The organism is Streptomyces sp. A2-16 (assembly GCF_018128905.1).
In the GTDB taxonomy this organism is placed as follows: domain Bacteria; phylum Actinomycetota; class Actinomycetes; order Streptomycetales; family Streptomycetaceae; genus Streptomyces.
On record NZ_CP063808.1, the window covers coordinates 9,082,175 to 9,104,200 of the forward strand.

18 protein-coding genes, 1 tRNA gene and 2 pseudogenes are annotated in these 22,026 nt (G+C 69.8%); 11 read left to right on the plus strand and 10 right to left on the minus strand.

What is annotated here, in order from left to right; genetic code table 11:
* Positions 1-31: 31 nt before the first annotated feature.
* Positions 32-541, plus strand: a complete 510-nt coding sequence (locus IOD14_RS40685; RefSeq protein ID WP_123989884.1) for a MarR family transcriptional regulator — start codon at positions 32-34, stop codon at positions 539-541.
* Between the two features lie 105 nt (positions 542-646).
* Here IOD14_RS40685 and IOD14_RS40690 read toward each other — a convergent pair whose 3' ends face one another.
* Both IOD14_RS40690 and IOD14_RS40695 read right to left on the minus strand, forming a co-directional pair.
* A complete protein-coding gene (locus tag IOD14_RS40690) occupies positions 647-2,188 on the minus strand; it encodes an MFS transporter (RefSeq protein ID WP_123989885.1) in 1,542 nt (513 codons plus the stop codon).
* A 96-nt stretch (positions 2,189-2,284) separates the two neighbouring features.
* Entirely contained in the window at positions 2,285-2,929 is a 645-nt protein-coding gene (locus IOD14_RS40695) for a TetR/AcrR family transcriptional regulator (RefSeq protein WP_123989886.1), read from the minus strand.
* A 259-nt stretch (positions 2,930-3,188) separates the two neighbouring features.
* Here IOD14_RS40695 and IOD14_RS40700 point away from each other — a divergent pair, with 259 nt between their 5' ends.
* Complete coding sequence (locus IOD14_RS40700; protein ID WP_212672890.1) at positions 3,189-4,466, plus strand: M6 family metalloprotease domain-containing protein; 1,278 nt, start codon at positions 3,189-3,191, stop codon at positions 4,464-4,466.
* A gap of 113 nt (positions 4,467-4,579) precedes the next feature.
* The gene (locus tag IOD14_RS40705) at positions 4,580-6,190 is read left to right on the plus strand and encodes an IclR family transcriptional regulator C-terminal domain-containing protein (RefSeq protein ID WP_123989888.1); all 1,611 of its coding nucleotides are present in this window, start codon (positions 4,580-4,582) and stop codon (positions 6,188-6,190) included.
* 300 nt (positions 6,191-6,490) lie between these two features.
* Here IOD14_RS40705 and IOD14_RS40710 read toward each other — a convergent pair whose 3' ends face one another.
* Both IOD14_RS40710 and IOD14_RS40715 read right to left on the minus strand, forming a co-directional pair.
* Positions 6,491-7,117, minus strand: a complete 627-nt coding sequence (locus IOD14_RS40710; protein WP_212672891.1) for an XRE family transcriptional regulator — start codon at positions 7,115-7,117, stop codon at positions 6,491-6,493.
* Positions 7,118-7,193: 76 nt separating this feature from the next.
* Complete coding sequence (locus IOD14_RS40715) at positions 7,194-7,598, minus strand: hypothetical protein (RefSeq protein WP_212672892.1); 405 nt, start codon at positions 7,596-7,598, stop codon at positions 7,194-7,196.
* Here IOD14_RS40715 and IOD14_RS40720 point away from each other — a divergent pair.
* Positions 7,545-7,718, plus strand: a pseudogene (locus IOD14_RS40720) (MFS transporter); the annotation flags it as partial. The gene IOD14_RS40715 and the pseudogene IOD14_RS40720 sit on opposite strands and share 54 nt — an antisense overlap.
* 315 nt (positions 7,719-8,033) lie before the next feature.
* Here IOD14_RS40720 and IOD14_RS40725 read toward each other — a convergent pair.
* Positions 8,034-8,672, minus strand: coding sequence for a TetR family transcriptional regulator (locus tag IOD14_RS40725; protein WP_174269157.1), 639 nt, complete (start codon positions 8,670-8,672; stop codon positions 8,034-8,036).
* 573 nt (positions 8,673-9,245) lie between these two features.
* Between IOD14_RS40725 and IOD14_RS40730 the strand changes: the two genes are divergently transcribed.
* Positions 9,246-9,321, plus strand: a tRNA-Arg gene (locus IOD14_RS40730).
* 55 nt (positions 9,322-9,376) lie between these two features.
* Here the strand turns inward: IOD14_RS40730 and IOD14_RS40735 are convergent.
* Positions 9,377-9,673 (minus strand): annotated as a pseudogene (locus IOD14_RS40735) (tyrosine-type recombinase/integrase); the annotation flags it as partial.
* A 90-nt stretch (positions 9,674-9,763) separates the two neighbouring features.
* Positions 9,764-10,198 (minus strand): hypothetical protein, encoded by a 435-nt coding sequence (locus tag IOD14_RS40740; protein WP_212672893.1) that lies wholly within the window; start codon positions 10,196-10,198, stop codon positions 9,764-9,766.
* 305 nt (positions 10,199-10,503) lie between these two features.
* Here IOD14_RS40740 and IOD14_RS40745 point away from each other — a divergent pair, with 305 nt between their 5' ends.
* A complete protein-coding gene (locus IOD14_RS40745) occupies positions 10,504-10,953 on the plus strand; it encodes a hypothetical protein (RefSeq protein WP_212672894.1) in 450 nt (149 codons plus the stop codon).
* Positions 10,954-11,896: 943 nt separating this feature from the next.
* Here the strand turns inward: IOD14_RS40745 and IOD14_RS40750 are convergent.
* Both IOD14_RS40750 and IOD14_RS40755 read right to left on the minus strand, forming a co-directional pair.
* Positions 11,897-13,315: a DUF234 domain-containing protein gene (locus IOD14_RS40750; RefSeq protein ID WP_123989919.1), complete on the minus strand. Its 1,419-nt coding sequence runs from the start codon at positions 13,313-13,315 to the stop codon at positions 11,897-11,899.
* Between the two features lie 110 nt (positions 13,316-13,425).
* The gene (locus tag IOD14_RS40755) at positions 13,426-14,421 is read right to left on the minus strand and encodes an Lrp/AsnC family transcriptional regulator (RefSeq protein ID WP_212672895.1); all 996 of its coding nucleotides are present in this window, start codon (positions 14,419-14,421) and stop codon (positions 13,426-13,428) included.
* 125 nt (positions 14,422-14,546) lie between these two features.
* Between IOD14_RS40755 and IOD14_RS40760 the strand changes: the two genes are divergently transcribed.
* The 3 genes from IOD14_RS40760 to IOD14_RS40770 all read left to right on the plus strand — a co-directional run bounded on the left by IOD14_RS40760 (position 14,547) and on the right by IOD14_RS40770 (position 18,103).
* Entirely contained in the window at positions 14,547-14,765 is a 219-nt protein-coding gene (locus IOD14_RS40760) for a hypothetical protein (RefSeq protein ID WP_212672896.1), read from the plus strand.
* A 297-nt stretch (positions 14,766-15,062) separates the two neighbouring features.
* Positions 15,063-16,685, plus strand: coding sequence for an MFS transporter (locus IOD14_RS40765; protein WP_212673504.1), 1,623 nt, complete (start codon positions 15,063-15,065; stop codon positions 16,683-16,685).
* A 173-nt stretch (positions 16,686-16,858) separates the two neighbouring features.
* Entirely contained in the window at positions 16,859-18,103 is a 1,245-nt protein-coding gene (locus IOD14_RS40770; RefSeq protein ID WP_123989922.1) for a hypothetical protein, read from the plus strand.
* 20 nt (positions 18,104-18,123) lie between these two features.
* On the opposite strand, the gene helR is transcribed toward IOD14_RS40770, so the two are convergent.
* The gene (gene helR, locus IOD14_RS40775; RefSeq protein WP_212672897.1) at positions 18,124-20,289 is read right to left on the minus strand and encodes an RNA polymerase recycling motor ATPase HelR; all 2,166 of its coding nucleotides are present in this window, start codon (positions 20,287-20,289) and stop codon (positions 18,124-18,126) included.
* A gap of 306 nt (positions 20,290-20,595) precedes the next feature.
* Here helR and IOD14_RS40780 point away from each other — a divergent pair, with 306 nt between their 5' ends.
* A complete protein-coding gene (locus IOD14_RS40780; protein ID WP_123989924.1) occupies positions 20,596-21,264 on the plus strand; it encodes a glycoside hydrolase family 11 protein in 669 nt (222 codons plus the stop codon).
* Positions 21,264-21,938, plus strand: a complete 675-nt coding sequence (locus IOD14_RS40785) for a polysaccharide deacetylase family protein (RefSeq protein ID WP_123989925.1) — start codon at positions 21,264-21,266, stop codon at positions 21,936-21,938. Before IOD14_RS40780 ends, IOD14_RS40785 begins: the two co-directional genes overlap by 1 nt.
* Positions 21,939-22,026: the final 88 nt, after the last annotated feature.

The window sequence follows — 22,026 nt, forward strand, 5'->3', positions numbered from 1 at the left end:
CTTCAAGGAGAGAGCTCGTAGAGTGGGATACATGAACACGGCATCGGTCCCCGACGGGGAGCCCCAGTGGCTCGACGACGAAGAGCAGCGCATCTGGCGCTCGTACGTGCACGCCACGACCCTGCTCGAGGATCACCTCGACCGCCAGCTGCAGCGGGACGCGGGCATGCCGCACATCTACTACGGGCTGCTCGTCGGACTCGCCGACGCGCCCCACCGGCGGCTGCGGATGACCGAGCTGGCCATGAAGTCGAAGATCACCCGGTCCCGGCTCTCGCACGCGATCGCCCGTCTGGAGCGCAACGGCTGGGTGCGCCGGGAGGACTGCCCGGACGACAAGCGGGGCCAGTTCGCGGTGCTCACGGACGAGGGCCGGGAGATGCTGCGGGGCGCCGCGCCGGGCCATGTGCGGGCCGTGCGCAACGCCGTCTTCGACCGGCTCACCCCGGAACAGCAGAAGTCCCTCGGCGAGATCATGCAGATCGTCGCCGAGGGACTTCAGCCGGACGAGGCCGGCGCGGATCTGCCCTGGCTCCGCTGAGCCGCTCACTCAGCGCAACCAGGGCAGTTCCTGGGGTCGTACGTACGGAGCGTCCCCTCCCCGTACGTACGAGGTTCTCGAAGGGGTACCGCGGGGCGGTCGCCGTCAGTGGGCGACGACCGGCACCGCCAGCTCGTCCTCGGCGCCCTCGGCGGACCCGGCCACGGCGGTCGTGTCCGGACGGCCGGCGTTGACGAGGGTCACCACGATCACCGCGGCGAGCACCAGCATGCCCACGGCGAACCAGATCGCGTTGGTGTAGCCGTGCACCTGGCCCTCCAGCGCCACCAGCTGCTGCTGCGACTTGGAGGTCGCGGAGCCGATGTGGTCGGCGATGTAGGAGGTGGTGGCCGAGGCGGCGATCGTGTTCAGCAGGGCCGTACCGATCGCGCCGCCGACCTGCTGCGAGGTGTTGACCATCGCGGAGGCGACACCGGCGTCACGGGGCTCGACGCCCAGGGTGGCCAGGGACATGGCGGGCATGAACGCCGTACCCATGCCGAGACCGAGCAGGAGCATCGCGGGCAGGATGATCGAGGCGTACGACGAGCCGATCTCCAGCTGCGTCATCAGCAGCATGCCGACCGCGGCGACCAGGAAGCCGGGGCCCATCAGCATGCGGGCCGGCAGCCGGGTCATCAGACGGGTGCCGATCTGGGTCGAGCCGACCATCATGCCGACGATCATCGGCATGAAGGCGAAGCCGGTCTTGATCGGCGTGAAGCCCTTCACGATCTGCAGGTAGTAGGTGAGGAACAGGAAGGTGCCGAACATCGCGATGATCGCGATGCCGAGGGAGAGGTAGATACCGCCGCGGTTGCGGTCGGTGATCACGCGCAGCGGCAGCAGCGGGGCCTTGACCCTGGCCTCGGTGACGACGAAGGCGATCAGCAGCACGGCCGACGCGACGAACATGGCGACGGTCACGGAGTCGCCCCAGCCGTCGGACTCGGCGCGGGTGAAGCCGTAGACCAGCGCGACCAGGCCCAGGGTGGACAGCAGGACGCCGGGGATGTCGAGCGGGTTGCGGTTGCGGCCGCCCTCGGGCTCACGGATGACGAAGTACGCGCCGAGCGCGGCGACGATCGCGAACGGGATGTTCACGAAGAAGGTCCAGCGCCAGTCCATGTACTCGGTCAGCACACCGCCGAGGATGAAGCCCACGGCACCGCCACCACCGGCGATCGCGCCGTAGATGCCGAAGGCCTTGGCGCGCTCCTTGGCGTCCGTGAACATCACGGCGAGCAGGGAGAGCGCGGCGGGCGCGAGCAGTGCACCGAAGACGCCCTGGAGGGCGCGGGCGCCGAACATCATGGCGCCGGAGGTGGCGGCACCGCCGAGCGCGGAGGCCGCGGCGAAGCCGATCAGGCCGACGACGAAGGCGTTCTTGCGGCCCCACAGGTCGGCTATGCGGCCGCCGAAGAGCAGGAGTCCGCCGAAGGCGAGGGCGTAGGCCGTGACGACCCACTGCCGGTTGCCGTCGGAGATGCCGAGGTCGGTCTGGGCCGACGGCAGGGCGATGTTCACGATGGTGGCGTCGAGGACGACCATCAGCTGGGCGAGCGCGATGAAGACGAGCGCTTTCCAGCGGTTGGCGTCACCGGACGGTGCCGGTGCGCTCGGAGCCTTTGCGGCTGTTTCAGACATGGGGGTACCCACTTCGGGACTTCGGTTCGGAAAAAGGTCTTCGAGGACGTACTAGGGACTGGTCTGGTGTTCTGAACTCATCGGCGCCGGATCAGGTCAGGCCTGGCGCAGGTCCTCCAGGGTCGAGGCCGTGCCCGGGAGGATGGAGCGGGCCGGGGCCCGCAGTCCGTCCAGGAACAGCTGGAGATGGCGGTGGACGAACCGGTCGATCTGGAAGCAGGCGGTGCCCGCCGGCGGCCGGCTGAGCTGGGCGACCACGATCAGCAGGTCACCCGAGTCCACGTCGGTACGGAGCTGGCCGGCCGCCTTCGCGCGGTTCATGAGCTCGACGACGAGCTCCTCGCACCGCACGCGCGCGGCCTCCAGGTCCGGATGGTTCTGGTCGAAGGTGCTCTGGATCATCGGGCACAGCGCGCTGAGCCGCTCGTCGGCGGCGGTGTGCACGAAACGCTCCAGGGCCTCGAAGGCGTCCCCGGTCTCCGTGAGCGCGATCTCGGCCGCCTCGGTGGTGCGGTCCATGACCGAGCACACCACCTCACGGACGAGCGCGTCGCGGTCGGGGAAGTTGCGGTACACCGTGGCATTGCCGACGCCGGCCCGGCGGGCGATCTCGTCGAGCGGCACGTCAGGGCCGAACTCGGTGAACATCTCCCGGGCGGCGGTGACGATCCGCTCGCGGTTGCGCAGGGCGTCGGCGCGGGGCCGGGGCGCCTTGCGCTGCGCGGTCGTCGTGGCGGTCACGGTGCACTCCTCTGGTCGAAGACTTGAGACTTCACGATCCGGGGAGCCGTTCCCCGCTTCGCTCGGACACAGGTCTAAACGGGGAGACGCTCCCCGGTTATTTCGGGTTGAGGAGAAAATATGTTGTGACCTGAGTCACAGGCTTCCGGATACCCACGTTCGGTCTCCTCCAGCGCGCGTCCACCCCTCCCCCGGCAGAGGGTGATCGAAAAGGTGCAGCCTTCGGACCAGCGGCTGCCGCGCTCCGGAGGGTGCCCGCATGCCGTGGACCAGACGTCGCATACGACCGCGCCGCATCGCCGCCCTGGCCTCCGTGACCGCGCTGACCCTCGCGGTCAGCACCTCGGCCGGCACCGAACCCGCCGCCCCCGGGGCCACGACCGCCGGCCCGATCTCCCTGGCCCGCTCCGGCACCCACGGGGCCTGCCTGATCAGCGGCGGCCCGGCCGTCCAGATGTCCGAGGGCCTGCCCACACCCGACGGATACTCCCGCTCCACCGGCACGGTCCGCGCCCTCACCCTGATGATCGACTTCTCCGACGCGCCCGGCTCCGGCAGCGCACTCGACCGCTTCCGCGAGTTCTTCCCGCAGACCCAGGACTGGTTCCGCACCAGTTCCTACGGCCGCCTCGACTACCGCCCCGAGACCCCGATCACCGACTGGCTGCGCATGCCGAAGTCCTTCCGGGCCTACGGCATAGAGCGCGGCGCCCCCTTCGACCCGGGCTACCGCCGACTGGTCCAGGACATCGTGACGGCCGCCGATCCCAGGGTGGACTTCCGGTCGTACGACTTCCTGAACGTCCTGGTGACCCCGAACGCCGGACCCTCCGCCCTCGACACGGTCCTGTCGGTGACCTTCGCCGGCAACCCGGACGCCCCGGTCGCCGACGGCGTCCCCGTCGCCAACGCCTCCTTCGTGTACTCCCGCCAGGACGACGGCTCCGGCTCGTTCCCGAAGACCGGCTACCGGGTGCTGCCCCACGAGAACGGCCATGTCTTCGGCCTGCCCGACCTGTACACCCAGAACGGCGGAGGCGCGGTCGGCCACTGGGACATCATGAGCGAGGACTGGGGCGCCGACAACGACCTCCTCGGCTGGCACAAGTGGAAGCTGGGCTGGCTGGACGCGACGCAGGTCAACTGCGTGACGGAGCCCGGGACTTCGGAGTACACGCTGACCCCGCTGGCCCGGGCGGGCTCCGGCGCCAAACTCCTCTTCCTGCCCCTCGGCAGCCGCAGCGGCTACGCGGTCGAACTCCGCACCCGCGAGGGCAACGACGAGACCGTCTGCCGGCCGGGCGTCCTCGTCTACCGGGTCGACGCGGACGTGGACACCGGCCGGGGTCCGGTGCGCGTGTACGACGCGCGGCGCAACAGCGGGGGCTGCACCCGCAGCCCCAACGTCCACGCGGAACTCTCGGACGCGCCGTTCACGACCGGAGAGGAGTTCCGGGACCCGGGCCGGGGAATCCGGGTGCGGGTACTGGGGCCGGACGGGGACGGGAACCAGCGGGTGTGGGTGACGCGGAGGTAGCGGGGGCGGGCGCCGTGGGCGTGCCTCCACCGCCGGACGGATTACCGTAGGCGTGCCGCGATCCCCGTACCGGAGAACCGCAGGCGTGCCGCGATCGCCGTACCGGAGAACCGATGCCCGCTGAGACGACCACGCCGCTGTCCGCCGTCGTGCCGGACGAGGCGGTCGCACCGCTGATCCGGGGGGTCGCGGTGGTGCGGGAACTGACCGAGGCGGGCGGGACGCTGAGCCTGAGCGGCCTGGAGCGGGCGACGGGCCTGGCACGTTCCACGGTCGACCGCATCACGTCCACGCTGGCCCGCATGGGATACGTCCGCCTGGACGGCCGGGACGCGGTGGCGACCCCCCGCCTCATGGAACTCGGCAACGCCTATCTCGCCGCCCTGCGTCTGCCCGCCCTGCTCTCCCCACGGGCCGACGCCCTCGCCGACGAGCTGGACGAGTCGGTGTCCCTGGCGGTCGCCGACCGCGACGGCATCCGCTTCATCCACCAGGCCACCCGCCGCCGCGCCATGTCCCTCAGCTTCCGCATCGGCGACCTGCTCCCCGCCGAACGCACCGCGCCGGGGCCCCTGTTCGCCTCCGAGTGGACCGACGCCGAGTGGCGGGCCTGGCGTGCGCGCCGGGCGGCGGATCCTCAGGACCTGGCCTTCACCGCCGTACCTCCCCGGGAACTGCCTTTCCCGGACGGGGAGTTCGAGCGCCGGGCGGAAGCGGCGGGCCGGAACGGCTGGGCGCTGGACGACCAATTGATCGAGCCGGGCCTGGTGGCGGTCTCCGTCCCGGTACGGGACCCGCGCACCGCCCGGATCGCGTGCGTGGCGAACGTCGTGAGCCACACCAGCCGGCACTCGGCCACCGACCTGCGCGACACGCTGCTGCCGCGGCTGCGGGCGACGGTGGCCGAGATGGAGCACGAGCTGGCGACCGCCCCCGAGCCGGACCCGGGCCCGCCCCCCTCGGACCTGGCCTCCTGGATCGGCGCGTCCAAGCACGAACTGGGCAGGGACTTCATCGAGTCCCTCGCGCGGGGCCTGACGGTCCTGACGGCGTTCGGCGCGGGCCGGGCCGCCCTGACGCTGACGGACGTGGCGCGGGCGACCGGGCTGGCACGGGCCACCGCCCGCCGGGCCCTGATCACCTACGAACACCTGGGCCTGGTCCGCCAGCAACCGGAGTCCCGCACCTTCACCCTCACCCCCCGGGTCCTGTCCCTGGGCTTCCCGCCCCTGTCCCGTACGACCCTCCCCCGCATCGCCGCCCCGCACCTGGCGGACCTCTCGGCACGGGTGAAGGAGTCGACGGCGCTGGCGGTCCTGGTGTCCTCGGGGTCGAGCACGGAGATCCAGTACACGGCACGGGCGGTGTCCCCGCGGATCATGGGCGTGGACATCCGGGTCGGCACCCGGCTGCCGGCCTCGGCGACCTCGCTGGGCCGGGTGCTGCTCGCGGACACGGAGAGCTCGGCCGACCTGGACCGCGTCCGCACCCAGGGCTACGCCCTGCTCGACGAGGGCTGGGAGGACGGCCTGCGCACCCTCGCCGTCCCGCTGCGCGACCGTACGGGACGGGTGGTCGCCGCCGTGAACGTGGCCCTGCACGCGGCGGGCCGCACGGAGCGGGAGTGCGTCGAGGAGATCCTCCCGGAACTGCGCCGCACGGCGACCCGCATCGAGGAGGAACTCCACGCGGCGGGCCACTTCACCCGGGTTCCGCTGTTCTGACGCCGGCGCACGTTTCCTTCGACTCCTTGCGTCCAGGGCTACTTGGCCGACTTGGGCGACTTTCTTCGGGCGTACGGCCGTCGGTGGCCACGACCGCCGCGTGGCGTTCAGACGGATCAGGTGGTGACGCCGCCGTCGACGACGAGGTCGTGGCCGACGACGAAGCTCGACGGTGTCCGTGGTGCCGGGGCTCACCGCGTTGATGCACCCGTTGTCTTTGATGTGGTCCAGGGCGGCGACTCGAGTGAGCGAGTCGCTTGACGCAGCAACAACGCCGCATCGTGACGCCTCGCCTGTCAGCTACCGCGTGCTGCCGTCGTCGAGTCCAGCGATGACTCTGATGTCCCCTTCGGACATGCCCAGAACCTTGGCAATCTCCTGGGCGAGAAGCGGTTCCGGGTTGTGGCTGCCGCTGCGGAGCATGTGGATGGTGGACATCGATCGTGCGGTCTCCCTTGCCATCCCCTTGACCGGAATCCCGCGCAGGTCCATCAACCCGGTGAGCACTCTTGCGAACTGATGTGGCTCCAGTCGCCCAGCAGGGGCAACGGCAGGACCGAGAACCACGTCGCCGATCTTGGCCTGGAAGCGGATCAGCCGGTCGCCCGCAAACCCGACCTTCGCGACGAAAGCCAGGCTCTCACCACCGCTGGAACCGACCGTGCCCGGCACTGACACCTCCGTGAACCTTGAAGGGTGGCCGTGGTGATCACTCTCGATCTCCAGGGGAAGACCCGGCTCGACATCGCGGACCTTCCAGTCGCGGTTCCACCAGGGAAGTTCCTGCAACACCTCGTTGAAGAAGGGAGGCAGAACCGTGAGATCCACCGGCTCCGGAGGGTTTTTCTGACCTCCCCAGATGACACCGGGCCAGTACCTCAGTGCCGCGATCACGTCCACCGTCAGCGTGCGGTCGGCAATCTCCATGGCCACACTCTCCCACCAGTCGACAGGGCCATCTCTCCTGACCAGGCGAAGGTTCTCTACCGCGGCACGAGTCTCATCAGGGCTGATCGTCCACCTCTTCGATGAGCTCCGCCACGGTGGCACCCGGGCTTACTCGAACATCGAAGTTGTAGCCCTGATCGCAGAACACCAAGTCGACGGAGTCCGGCATCCACTGGCGAAGCAAGCACGCGAACTGCGCAGAGTCCGCCATGGCCGCATCCAAATAGAGGCCCGTTTCATCTTCCGGCATAGATACCTCACACGGACCTTCATCCGTGCAGAAGCCCCAGCTGAAGGCACATGCCTCGCTACGTCGCGTCGGGTCGACTTCGACCTCCGGCCAAAGGTCCGTGATCGCGGCAGTCACGACGGCTGAGCTGACCCTCCAAGTGGTGGTCGAGCCGTCAAGAACCCGCAGGGCGGCGCCGAGCATGCCCAGACGCTGCTGGGAGCGGTGCACGAGTCCTTCGCCCACGCCATCGCCCACACCAGCCTCATCGGCGGCATCATCATGGCCGCCGGAACCTTGATCGTCATCGCCGTCCTGCCCGGCCGCAAGCACACAGCCGAGCACGGCTAGGACGAAGCGGTGCGGACGGCCGAGGAGCAGACCGAGAACGCGGGCGTCTGAGCCCGCCCTCACACCGGAGGCCGAAACCCCGATTCCGACCTCCTCCACCCCCAGGACGGGCCGTGCGTTGAGCGGCGCACGGCCCCCTTTCCTTCTTGTCCGCTGGGTTCCTTCTTGGTGACAGTGAGCGCGAGCTCGGCATGTCCGCCGTGCGCTGGGCAAGAAGCCGTGCGCTGGGCGAAAGCGGAGGCGCGCATGAGAAGACCCCGGCGCCTTGGGCACCGGGGTCTTTTCGATGTTCGGGGTGAACGGCAGAGTCGAGGCTCAGTCGCCGGGGACGTCCTGCGTCGCGACCACGTCGTGGACCACGGACCGCGCCTGCTGCTCCGGAACACCGGCCGCGATGAGCGTGGTCACGGCGACCCGGGAGCCGTCGTCCTCCAGAGCCCCGGAGTTGACCTCTTCCAGCAGGGCGACCGTCATCGCCTCCAGACCGGCGCTCAGCACCGAGGCCGGAAGGTGGGAATGAAACACTCCGTCCCGCTGCCCCCGCTCCACGATGGCCGTCACCCTGACCCGAGCGGGCTCCAGAATCCCGGCGACACGCTCCATGCCGAGGTCCCGCCGGGCCAGCGCCAGGAGCATCCGGTACCGGTCGCCCACGGGCCAGAGCGACAACGAAAACTGTGCGAGCGCCCGATCCGCGGGCTCCGCCGCCTCCGCACCGAGATCCACCGCGGCCTGAAGCGCCTCGGCGGCCTCCTCGGCCAGTGCGTCCAGGAGCGCCGCCCGCCCGGGAAAGTGCCCGAACAGCGTGCGCCGTACGACACCGGAGGCGCGGGCGAGCTCCTCCAGCGTGATGTCGGGGTTCCGCCCCAGCTCCTGACGCGCGGTGGCCAGGATGCGCGCCCGGTTGGACCGTGCGTTGCGTCGCTGAGGCACACGGCCGACGGACTGGGACACGGAAGAAACCTCGAGGAAGCCAGTACGGAGAACGGACTTCTCCATTCTGGCACGCGGACGGGACCGGCCCGATCCGCGACCGCGAGCTGGGATCGGGAGGGGCTCCGGCCAGACGGGAAGCCCCTCGGCGTCGGAAGACTCCGGCGTCTCGATGATGTGGAACCGGTGGCGAAGCCCGCTGGAGTCCGCGTTTCAAGAAGGCCCGAACACCTGCGGCCGATCACGTCAGACTTACGCGTCGATGGCAACGTGTCCCCGACTACGACGCCAACGTCGGCCTGCCGATCTGCATCGGCCACGCCCGGGTCAACAACTCCATCACCCACGCCCTCGAACAAGAGCCACCCGGTCTCGCGACTGCCCCGTCCCCCACAGACCACCGCCCGTGCCGCCCAGCCAGAGCGGGGGCCGGCGCCCAAGATGACCAACCCTCCGGCCGCCACCACGCCAGCCGCTACACTGTGGGCGGTGGCACAACTGCACGCCAGTCATGCCACCGCACCACTGCCGGGAACACGTCTGAGCCCGTGCCATCAGGGCACTCATCTCAGACACGTTCTCCGACAGTTCCCCGCCTTCGTAGCTCAGGGGATAGAGCACCGCTCTCCTAAAGCGGGTGTCGCAGGTTCGAATCCTGCCGGGGGCACCAGCCAAAAGGCCCCGGACCGAACATGGTCCGGGGCCTTTGACATCAACGGGTGCGGTCACTGACGACCGGGACGCCTCTTGAGCAGCCGATCCATGTGACTGATGGCCTCCCGCTGGGTGTCCTGCACGACGTGCGTGTACACGTCCATGGTGATGCTGATCTGGCTGTGCCCGAGGATCTCCATCACGACGCGGGGAGCCACCCCGGATGCGGTGAGGAGGGTGGCGGTGCCGTGCCGGGCGTCGTGCAACCGGATCACGCGGAGGCCGGCGGACTGGGCGACGCGCGTGAAGGAGCGGTACACGTTGCGCGACTCGACCGGGCGGCCGTTCCGAGTGGCGAAGAGCCAGCCGCCGTAATGGCCGGGAGCGAAAGGCAGCTCCCTACCTGCGCATACAGCTTCAACTTTCCCATCGGTCCCTATAAGGCTCCACCGAGGAGGTCACTCGGGCACCCGCCCGGCAGTGAACCCTTCACCATCCTGGAACTCGATCAATGACCCGCTGTCTGCGAGGTAGACCCAGCACGCGAAGCAGCACTCCAATATCGCCTCGGCGTGCCTCGCGACCAGGCCGACTCCCAGGGCGAGGGAGGGCACCGCCAGATTGCTCCAGAACACGACGGCCAGCTCATCCGGACGAGAAAGCCCGCGCAACAGCGCCCGCAGCCCATCCCCATCGAACACTGGAGAGCGATGGAGTACCTCAACACCGCTCCAGTCCAGCCGTGACGACCCCACAGAGCCAAAACGGCCCAGGCTCAGCGCGGCGAACGACCTGTCCTCGTCATACGACAGCACCGACCCTGCATCCCCAACGACCGCGAGAAGCGCCGCGAGGACATCAGGCTGAGTCCCATAGCCAGCCTCTGCGCTCAAGTCACTGCCCCGTCTCCATTGCCCCTACGACCCAAGAGCCCCCAGGCCGCTCAACACCAAACCATGAGAACCGCCCCAACAGGGGGCGGCATTTTGGAAGCAGTAGCCGCCACAAATCCAAGGGTGCCAGCACTTGAAGATTTCGGGATCTTCGCAAAGGAAGTACTTGAGGGAACTCGATAGATCGCTGAAGCCCGAAGGATCGCTGAGGCGGCCGTAGCGGCAGGACTGATGTGCCGATACGGGCCGCTACGGCCCCGCACCACAAGCGCACCAGATTATGCAGGGAAGAGCGGGGAATCACGGTGAAAGCAGTCTCGCTCGGCGAGACCACCGCGATGCTGTTCGCCCAGCTCAGCGCCCCAATCGTCTCTGAGTGCCCCCAGCTTCCCAAGCTCGTTGTGCAGACCCCGCTGAGTCGCGGCATCGACAAGAGGAACCGCGTCGCTGAGGATCCTGGGGTGACTGATGACGAACTCGTCCTGGCGGTCCGTTCGCATGTGGCCGGCCGGGGGCTGCCCAGGCCCGCATCTGCGGAGGACGTCACCGCCTTTGAGCGGGTAGTAGGCAATCCGATGCCCGACTTGTTGAAGCGGATGTATCTCGAAGTCGCCAACGGCGGCTTCGGGCCCCGGCAGGTGGTCTCGCTGACCGAGACCGACGACTGGTTCAGCGACTGCGCGGACACACCATGGCCTACCACGCGTTCGGCGGCCCCGATGAGGATGCCCTCCCGTCGGGACTCGTCCCGCTGATGGACCGAGGCTGCGCGATGTGGGCACTGATCGACTTTCGTACGCCCGACGGCCAGATGTGGGACTGGGACCCCAACGTGTGCTGCATCCGGCACGCTCTTGCACCACTCGGACAATCACTCGCACAGTGGCTCACCGACTGGGTGCGAGGCGAGGCGCAAGAGGGCCCCCTTCCGCACCACGTGCCTGCCGACTCCGCATGTCACAACCCGTGAGGCCGAAGGCGGCCCCGTCTCAGTTTCCGTCTCATTCATCGGCGTTCACATCCGTTGAGGCAAGACCATGAGCCGTGTAACGCACGGGGCCCGGCTCTCCATGAACGCAGGTGAACACCCCTGTACCCGATCCGCCACCTCACTACCACAGTGGGAAAGCGTGTGGCTTCTTACGGTTTCGCCGAGACCTGGCGGGTGGTTGCTGAAGCCGAGGTCCTGACGGCTATGCAGACTCTGGCACAGCAGTTTCGCCAGCAGAGCGCGAACGTCTGCGAACCATCAGTGCAGGTGAAGGCCACACCACTCCGCTAGGGTGCGCCGCATGACCGGCGACGTCCCCGCTTGCCCTGAGTGCAGCCAACCCCTGGCGTCCGGCGGTCTCGTGCTGTCCGGACGAGACGACGACGGCGGGAGGATCTGCCGCTCTCTGTGGCGGTGTGCTGGTCGGCACACCTGGTGGCGGTGGGCGGATCGGCCTGAGGAACCGTTGGAAGTCTGCCCACTTCCGGAGCTGTTCCGTTGACATCCGAGGCTGACATCAACAGACCAGACGGCGGCGTACAACAGCAGCCTTGGGTGAACGTCGGGCCAGCCGACGAAGGCACGGGGGCCGGACGTATGTCGAGCCTCCAAAGCGGGTGTCGCAGGTTCGAATCCTGCCGGGCACACAACGCGGTACAGGGCTGACCTGGGTTCCCTCAGGAGGCGCTCCATCGGCCTCGGCCTCCTCAGGATGACCACGCCGCGAGGAGTTCCTCCGGGCCGTACGCGGCGTCGAGGCCCGTGCAGTCGGTTCCGCTGCGGGAGACAGCAAGGACGGGTACGGGAGCAGGTGTGAGTGCGGCGCGGTGTCGGTGCAGGGCTGCGAGGTCGTGTCGGTCGAACGGGGAGTTCTCCAGCCACTTCACCGAGCCGACGAACAGCAACTCCTTGGCGATCGGTGCGCGGTCCGCTCCGACGATGTCGATCTCCACATCGTTGGTGCGGGTCCAGTAACCGCCGATGGCGGGAGCCGCGGGAAGGTTCGCGTCGGGCAGCAGTCGTGCCAGCGCCTCGCGGACCAGGGGTTCGACGGCCTTGCCACGCCAGCTGGTCCAGTTCTCACGGATGCGCTGCAGCGTCAGATCGCTCCGGCCCCGCTCGATCTCTTCCATCGCCGGGCCCAGCAGCTTCAGCCAGAAGCGGAGGTAGGGATCCGCGACCCGGTAGCGCCGATCCCTCGAAGGCCGTGTGGACACGGGAAGCTCCGCCGCGATCACCCGCTTCTCCGCAAGGGTCCCCAGCGACCGCTGCAGCGGGGTCGCTCCGATCCCGCCGGCGGCGCGGGCGATGTTGGAGAACGTCCGCTCACCGCTGCCGATCGCCGAGAGGACGGTGCGGGCCTGGACCTGCTGGGGGAACTCCGCGGCGAGCGAGCGCTCCGCCGACACCAGCAGAGCGGAGACCGGGTCGCTGAGTGCCGCCTGCAGGAACTCCCACATCCCGGCGCCGTGCGGCCACTCCGCGCAGATCAGCGGAAGTCCACCGGTGATCAAGGCCGCGTCGAAGGCCGAGGCGGGATCGAGGCCGAGCATCCCGCCCACTTCCGCGGGGTTGAGCGGACCCAGCACCATCTCTCTTCCGCGCTGGTGGAACGGGCGTCCATAGCTGTTGAGCGCCTCCATCATCGACAGGTCGGAGCCGATCAGGATCAGCAGAACCGGCTTCTTCTCCAGCACTCGGTCCCAGGCCCGCTGCAGCACGCCTTCGAAGGCACCCCGCGCGTCCATCAGGTAGGGCACCTCGTCCATGACGACCACGCTCACCCGGTCGTGCGGCAGTGCCGCCGCCAGTACGTCGAAGGCGGCATCCCAGGTCGCCGGGCGGGCCGCGGACAGCAGGTTCGCCAGCGGAAGGCTGGACGACTGCGCATCCTGGCTGAGCCGCGCCAGGTCCGCCTCCGGCGACGCCCCCGTGGCGGCGTAGAAGAGGAACGGCGCACCGGACCTCTCGGCGAACCGCTCGACCAGCCGCGACTTGCCCACCCTGCGACGCCCTCGAAGCATCACGCAGCGTCCGGGCCGCTCCCCGCCCACCGCGGCCGTCACCTTGGCCAGCTCGCGGTCCAGCGTCTCGAGCTCGTGCCGCCTGCCCACGAAATCCGCCATGTCGCCGCCTTCCCAGTGCTCCCAAGGATGCAGATACTGACATTCAGGTTAGCAACATTCATGTTAGCTACGGCGCCTGTCAGGAGGGCGGCTCCGCCCCCGTGCGGCTCCTACACAGGCGTCGGATGTACAAGGCGGCCGTGGAAGATGAGTGACGCAGCCTGTTTCAGGCGGCGGACGCGGATGCTGACCTCGTAGCCGTCGATGCCGTCGATGGCTGCGACGTCGGTGGTGAGGTAGCGGTAGAAGTCCTCGGCGTCACGGCAGATGACGCTGGCCATCAGGTTGTGCCGACCGCTGATGGCGCCGGCGAAGGCGACCTCGGCGTGCCGGGCGAGTTCCTCGCCGGCCTGTTTGAGGTGGGCGGGGGCGACGCGCAGCCAGAGGGTGGCGTTGAGGGTGTGGCCCAGGCGCTCGGGCAGCAGCTCCACGTCGTAGGAGAGCGTGCCGGAAGCCTCCAGAGCCTCCAGTCGACGGGCGACGCGCGCGTTGGACCAGCCGGTGAGCTCGGCGAGGCGGGTGTGGGTGGTGCGGCCGTCCTCGGCGAGGGCGTCCAGCAGCGGGGTGTCCTCGTCCGTAGGGGGCCGCGGCGGCCCGGCGGGGGTGGGCGGTCGGTCGCCGGTGAGCCGGCGTACCTGGTCGGGGGTGAGGCCGGCGCCGTAGCCGGTCCATTCGCTGGTGCCGGTCTCGCCGAAGGGGTGCAGGACCAGGTCGATGCTGACGTCGAGGACGGAGGCCGAGCGGGGCAGCTGGCGCAGCAGGACGTCGTCGCGGTGGGCCTCGACGGCGGAGCGGATCATGCAGATGATCTCCGAGCCGCCGGAAGCGAGGTTGGCGTAGGCGATGTCCGGCCGCTTGGCCAGCGAGTCCGCCAGGGGCCCGACCCGGTCGGGGCGGGACCGGATGCGGGCCACCCAATGGGCCTGCCCGTACACCGCCGGGTCGACCTGGCCGATCACCCGTATCACCCCGCTGCGGCGCAGGGCGTGGTAGCGGCGGGCGACGGTCTGCTCCGACACGTTCGCCACCTCCCCGATGCGCCGGAAGGGGGCGCGGGGCGCACATTGGAGTGCGTGGAGGATTTTTCTGTCCACTTCGTCGTTCACGGGGTGATTCTGCCAGCCGGTGCCATCCAGGTAGAGGTTTTTGTACGTCTCGGGCTGCACAGTTCATGGTCGGAGGCGGTGAGGCGGATGCTGGGGCGTGTCCTCGAGGAAAGGACGTGACTCCCATGAGCACGCGGTTGGTACCGGCGGTGGTCTGCCTCGGCACGTTCGTCCTGCTGATGTCCCTGACCACGGCGGGTGTCGGGCGCCCCCACCAGGTGGCGTCCCTCACCGGTGCCTCCCGCGTCCAGCGGGTGGTCGCCGACGTGGCCCCGGCACCGGTGGCTGTGCTCGGGAGCTTCTGCGGGTGGGCTGCGCGGCGGGGTGTCGCTGCCGCTCCCTGACCGGCCCGGAGCGCTCCTGGCCCTTCGGACAGCCGGAACACACCGACTGGCTCGACGCGAGCCCGTCATGCGGAGATCCCCACTCACCGAACCCCACCCACCGACGTCTGCGGGCCGCCACCGGCGACATCCCGCAGGTCAGGGCTGCCCGCCCCCGGCACGGCAGCCCCCGTGCACGAACCCCTGCCCCACCCAACCGACCGCGGCCCACCACGCCGCACGGGAGAAAGCGGAATTTCCGTGAACGCCACCACAACGGCGATCAGGCCGACCGACCGGCGGGCGGCCACCATCGTCATGGCCTGCCTCGGCGTGTTCGTCGCCTACCTGCCGATCACCACGGTCGCCGTCAGCCTGCCCGCCATCCAGCGGGCACTGAGCACCTCGACCGCCCAACTCTCCTGGGTCCAGGACGCGTTCGTCCTGCCCATGGCCGCCTTCATCCTGACCGCCGGCGTCTTCGGTGACGTCCACGGCCGCAAGAAGGTCTTCCAGGCGGGCCTGTTCTGCTGTGCCGCGGGGGCGGCGGTCGCCCTGTGCGCACACGACATCCAGACCCTGTGGGCGGGGCAGGCCCTGGCCGGTCTGGGCTCGGCCGCGCTGCTGCCCACCACGCTGGCGCTGATCAGCCACGCGGTGCCCGACTTCCGCGAGCGCGGCAAGTTCATCGGCATGTGGGCCATGGCCATGCTCGCCGCCCTGGCCGTGGGCCCGGTCATCGCCGGTGTCATCCTCGACCACTTCTCCTGGCGCTGGATCTACCTGCTGTCCGTCCCCCTCGCGCTGATCGCGATGGCCGTCGCCGCCCCGCTGCTGACCGACTCGCGCGCCCCGCACGGCCGCAGGCTCGACTGGCCCGGCCAGATCACCGCGGCCGTCGCCGTCACCGCCCTGGTCTACGGCGTGATCGAGGGCGGCGCCGACTCCTTCACCGCGACCAAGGTGATCGCCGCCCTGGCGCTGGGCATCGTCGCGCTGATCGCGTTCGTCGTGGCGGAGAAGCGCAGCGCCAGCCCGATGCTGGACCTGGCGGTGTTCCGCAGCGCGGCCTTCACCGCCACCGCGCTGGTCGCCCTGATCACCTTCCTCGGGCTGATCGGCTTCTTCTTCGTCCTCAGCCTGTACTTCGGCATGGTGCAGCAGCTCGGCACGCTGGAGGCGGGCGCGCGGCTGCTGCTGGTCCCGGTCGCCGCGATCGTGGCCGGAGCCCCGGCCGGACGGCTCATGCACCGCGTCCCGACCCGCTGGATGATCAGCGGCGGCCTGCTCCTGATCGCCGGGTCCCTGCTGGCGATGACCAACCTCGACGCCGACACCTCCTACGGCTCGATCGCCTGGCGGCTGATCGTGCTGGGCGTCGGCCTGGGCCTGGTCACCACGCCGATGACGGCCACCGCGGTCGCCGCCGTGCCGCACCACCTGGCGGGCATGGCCTCGGCCGCCAACAACGCCTTCCGCCAGGTCGGCGGCGCGCTCGGCCCGGCCGTCCTCGGCGCCCTGCTCTCCACCCGCGCCGTCCACAGCCTGCCCGGCCACCTCGCCGACGCCGGCGTGACCGGAACCCAGGCCCACACCGTCGTGGCCACCGCGAAGGAAGGCGGCCTGGGCGCGGTCGCCGGGATGAACCTCGGCTCCACGGCCCACCAGGTCTACGGCGCCCTGGGCGACTCCCTCCTCGACGGCATGCGCCTGTGCCTCGTCGTGGCAGCCGCCCTCGCCCTGACAGCCGCGGTCTGCGCGGTCGTCCTGCTGCGCCCCAAGCATCGGACCGGCACCGGCGCGGCACGGACCGCCGACACGACACAGCACGGCAACCCGGCATCCTCCGCCGACAGGGCACAACACCGCACCCCGGTCGCCTCCGCCGAGACCGCCCAGGCGCCCGGCACCGCCGAGCCCTCGGGACAGCGGCGCGGCTGACCGGGCGGCGCAGCAAAGGGCATCACCCGGCGGTCCGAACACGCCGTGGGCGTCCCGCACCCCCTCCGGAGCGGTTTCCGGAGGGGGTGTTCCGTGCGTCCGATTCGGGTGGGGTTGGACGGCGTCGCACCGGCTATAAAGCCAGGGAGTGCGATGTCGCGATCGGGGGACGGATGACGCAGCTCAGACCCCTGCAGCCACAACTGATCGGTGCCGTCTTCCGCGTGCCCAGGCCGCTCGGGATCCGCCGGGTGACGAGGCTGCTGCGCAGGGTGCCGCTGCCGTTACGGGGTGCGGCCCGGCTGCTGGTCCGGCTCTGGTACTCGCCGCTGACGCCCAAGACGAAGTTCCTGCTGATCAGCCTGTTCGCCTCGATGACCCTGCTGGGGCTGGCCGAGGCCGGCGACGTGCTCGTGGCGCCCACGGACGGGGACGCGCGGCCGGCGCTCGCCTATCTCTTCTCCGACCATGCGCGGCCGAGCGCGGTCAGCCTGCCGTTGCTCCAGGACCCGGCCGGCCTGATCGTGCTGGCCGTGGTCTTCGTCACCCCGATCTTCTACTGCCAGCAGGTCCGGGCCATCGCCGACTTCGTGCCGATGAACGAGCGCAACGGCGGCGCGGCCCACCTGTCCGCGCGGCAGATACAGCAGCACAACCGGCTGGTCGCCAGGACCAACCGGTCGTTCACCACGCTCGGCCGCCGGGCCGTCTCGGTGGCCATCATGGCGGTCGTCGCGGTGGGGACGGTCCTGCTGTTCGCCTTCGTCAACGCGTACGGCCTCATGGAGACCTGGAACTCCACCATGCTCCCGGACGCGGTCTGGCGCTCCGAGGTGTACGCCGGCTGGTGGGCCAACCTGCACACCCACCCCGAGCTGGCTCTGACGCTGTGCGCGTCCGGGACGTACGCCTTCTACTTCCTGACCAAGCAGCTGGCCATGGGCGTGGTCTTCACGATCTATCTGAAGCGGTCCGCGGCGCTGGGCTTCGGGGTGACGCCGAACATGACGTTCGACAGCGACGGGTTCCGCGGGCTGCGCACCCTGCGTCAGTTCATGCTGTGGACCTACGGCTCCGCCCTGGCCCACATGATCGGTCTGCTGGCCCTCTCGCTGGTCTGGCTGCCGGCCTCGCCGTGGATGCTCTTCGTGGTGGTGGGAGTGATGGTGGTCGACACGGTCGTGATCATCTATCCCTCCTCGATCGGCTACCACTCCGCGCTGGCCGTCAAGGAGTCCTATGTCAGGTCGCTGCGGCCGACGGAGCTGTCCTCCGCCGACCGTGACGCGGCGATAGCCCAGGTGTGGTCGGTGCCGGTGCTGCCCGTGGCCACCCGCAAAGCCATCACCGGGCTCACCCTCTATCTGCTCGTGCCCGCTGTCGTCGCGCTCGTCCCGGAGGTGATCCAACGACTATGAACGGCCTTTCACCACGGCCGTCAGCCCTTCCCACCCGCACTCGTCAGGACCACCAGCCGCTGCGTCGCCCTGGTCATCGCCACATAGCGGTCCACCGCCCCCTCGACACCGTCGCCGAAGTCCTGCGGGTCCACCAGGATCACCAGGTCGAACTCGAGGCCCTTGGAGAGGGACGGGGTCAGGGAGCGGACCCGGGGGGTCGGGCGGAACGACGGGGAGCCGATGACGCAGGCGACGCCTTCCGGGTGGGTGGTGAGCCAGGTGTCCAGCAGTGCGGGCAGGTCCGTCAGCGGGCCGTACGTCACCGGTGTGCCCGTGCTGCGGATCGACGTGGGGACGTTGGCGTCGGGGAGGGCGGCGCGGATGACCGGCTCGGCCTCCTTCATGATCTCTTCCGGGGTGCGGTAGTTGATGCTCAGGGAGGCCATCTCGACGCGGTCGAGGCCCACGCGTCGAAGCCTTTCCTGCCAGGACTCCGTGAAGCCGTGCCTGGCCTGGGCGCGGTCGCCGACGATGGTGAAGCTGCGGGAGGGACAGCGCAGCAGCAGCATCTGCCACTCCGCGTCGGTCAGTTCCTGCGCCTCGTCCACGACGACGTGCGCGAAGGGGCCGGCGAGCAGGTCGGGGTCGGTCACCTGCAGCGCGCTCTCGTCGACCAGGGCGTGGTGGAAGTCCTCGCCCTTGAGCATGGTCACCAGACCCATGCCGTACTCGTCGTCGGCGACCGCGCTCAGGTTCTCCACGACCGTGGCCATGCGTTCGCGTTCGGCGGCGACGGTGGCCTCGTTGCGGCGCTTGCGGAGGGAGGCCTTCGGGTCGCCGAGCCGCTGCCGGGCCGCGTCCAGGAGCGGCAGGTCGGACACCGTCCAGGCCTGCCCGTCCGCACGCTGCAGGGCCGCCGTCTCGTCACGGTTCAGCCAGGGTGCGCACATGCGGAGGTAGGCCGGTACCGTCCACAGGTCCGAGACCAGGTCGGCGGCCTCCAGCAGCGGCCACGCGCGGTTGAAGGCGGTGAGCAGCTCCCTGTTCTGGCGCAGGGACCTGCGCAGCAGCGCCTCCGGGGCGTCGCCCTCGTGCTTGTCCACCAGGATGGTGAGCAGTTCGTTCCAGACCTGGTCGCGCGCGTCGTTGTGCGGGGCGCCCTCCGCCGCGTCGAACGCCTCGGCCCAGTCGGCGGCGGTCAGCCGGATGTCGGACCAGTGGGTGGTGACGGTCATGCCCTCGGTGGGGGGCTCCTCGTAGAAGCGGACGGCCTTCTCGATCGATTTCACCAGGTCCGCCGACGACTTCAGGCGGGCCACCTCCGGGTCGCTCTCCACCCCGGCCGTGGCGCCCTCGGCCACCAGGTCCCGCAGGACGCAGGTCTGTACGCCCTCCTCACCGAGGCTCGGCAGGACATCGGAGACGTAGGCCAGATACGGCCGGTGCGGGCCGACGAACAGGACGCCGCCGCGCCGGTGGCCGAGGCGCGGGTCGGAGTGCAGGAGGTAGGCGGAGCGGTGCAGGGCGACGACGGTCTTGCCGGTGCCGGGGCCGCCGTCGACGACGAGCGCGCCGCGAGAGCCCGCGCGGATGATGGCGTCCTGGTCGGCCTGGATGGTGCCGAGGACGTCCCGCATCCGCTCCGAGCGGTCGCTGCCCAGGCTGGCGATGAAGGCCGACTGGTCGTCGAGGGAGGCGTGGTGCCCGGCGAAGCCGTCGGCGGCGAACACCTCGTCCCAGTAGTCGCCGATACGGCCGTTCGCCCAGCGGTACCTGCGGCGGCTGGCCAGCCCCATCGGGTTGGCGTGGGTGGCGCCGAAGAAGGGCTCGGCGGCGGGGGAACGCCAGTCGACGAGCAGCCTGCGGCCCGTGCTGTCGGTGAGGCCGAGCCGCCCGACGTACACCGGCTCGGACTCGTCGGCGGCGACCATGTGGCCGAGGCACAGGTCCAGGCCGAAGCGGCGCAGGGTGCGCAGCCGGGCGCTGAGGCGGTGGATCTCCGTGTCCCGGTCCATCGCCTCCTGGCCGATGCCGCCGGGTGCCCTGAGGGTGGCGTCGAGGGTGGCGGACAGTTCGGCGATCGTCTGCTCGAGGCACTCCGCGATGGCCGCGAAGTGCCGCTCGTCGGCGGCGACGAGTGCCGGGTCGGCCTTGGCGGCGAGGCGGTCGGGGAGGTCGAACACGCTGGCGGGCAGGGAATTCAAGTCAGCAGCTCCGGTTTCGGGTACGGCCGGTAAGTGTGCGCCCACCCGGGGGCCTTGCCGCAAGCCCCCCAGTGCGCTATAGGTTGAACATGGCAAGGAGGTGGTGTCCTCCCTGCCTTTTTCTTTTGCCCTGGACCTCCGGAAAGCCTTCGAAACATTCGAAGATCCGATGACCTTAGCAGCCCTCACCCTCTGCGATCTTCCGAAAGATTTCGGCGATTTCCTCAGGTGAGAGGGATCTCGAAGCATTCGAAACATCTGCCGAAACTGTTGACGCTTGACAGGGGCAGACCAAAACTGTGGGGCATGACTGACACACCCGCACACCCGACGCGCCGCAGCGTCTGCGGCCTCCTGCTGGCCACCGGGGCCACGCTGGCCCTGCCCGGCACCGCCGAGGCGGCCACGGTCGTCACCACGAACCAGACCGGGACCAACGGCGGCTACTACTACTCGTTCTGGACCGACGCCCAGGGCACGGTCTCCATGACCCTCAACTCCGGCGGCAACTACAGCACTTCCTGGCGCAACACCGGCAACTTCGTGGCCGGCAAGGGCTGGAGCAACGGCTCCCGCAGGACCGTGAGCTACTCCGGCAGCTTCAACCCGTCCGGCAACGCCTACCTCGCCCTCTACGGCTGGACGTCGAATCCGCTCGTCGAGTACTACGTCGTCGACAACTGGGGCACCTACCGGCCCACCGGGACGTACAAGGGCACCGTCTCCAGCGACGGCGGGACGTACGACATCTACCAGACCACCCGCTACAACGCCCCGTCCGTGGAAGGCACCAAGACCTTCAACCAGTACTGGAGCGTCCGGCAGTCGAGGCGGACCGGCGGCACCATCACCACCGGCAACCACTTCGACGCGTGGGCCCGCGCCGGCATGCCGATGGGCAGCTTCAAGTACTACATGATCCTCGCGACCGAGGGATACCAGAGCAGCGGCAGCTCCAACATCACGGTGGCGTGATGAGGGCCCGGGCGCACCTCCCGTTACTGGCCGCGGCCCTGGCCGCCGCCGGCACCCTCGCCGTCCCCGCCGCCGCTGCTCCCGCGCAGCCCGCGGCCTGCACCGGGTACGTCGGCCTCACCTTCGACGACGGCCCCGGCAGCGGCACCACCGCCCTGCTCAACTCCCTGAAGCAGTACGGCCTCAGGGCCACCATGTTCAACACGGGCCAGAACGCCGCCGCGAGCCCGGCACTCGTCAGGGCCCAGGTCAGCGCCGGAATGTGGGTCGGCAACCACAGCTACACGCACCCGCATCTGACCCAGCAGAGCCAGGCCACGATCGACTCGGAGATCTCCCGCACGCAGCAGGCGATCGCGAACGGCGGCGGTGGCACACCGAAGCTGTTCCGGCCGCCGTACGGCGAGACCAACGCGACGGTGAAGGCCGTGGAGGCCAGATACGGGCTGACCGAGGTCCTGTGGCAGGTCGACTCGCAGGACTGGAACAACGCCAGTACCGACGCGATCGTCGCGGCGGTCGGGCGGCTCACCAACGGGCAGGTCGTCCTCCTGCACGACTGGCCCGCCAACACCCGCGCGGCGATTCCGCGCATCGCGCAGACCCTGGCCGCCAAGGGGCTGTGCGCGGGCATGATCTCGCCGCAGACGGGGCGGGCGGTGGCCCCCGGCTGAGCCCCGGCCTCTCGGGCACCCCGGCAGCGCCACCATCAGGTACCGCGGCAACCCGGTCCCGGCACGGCGGTCACACCCGCACACCACC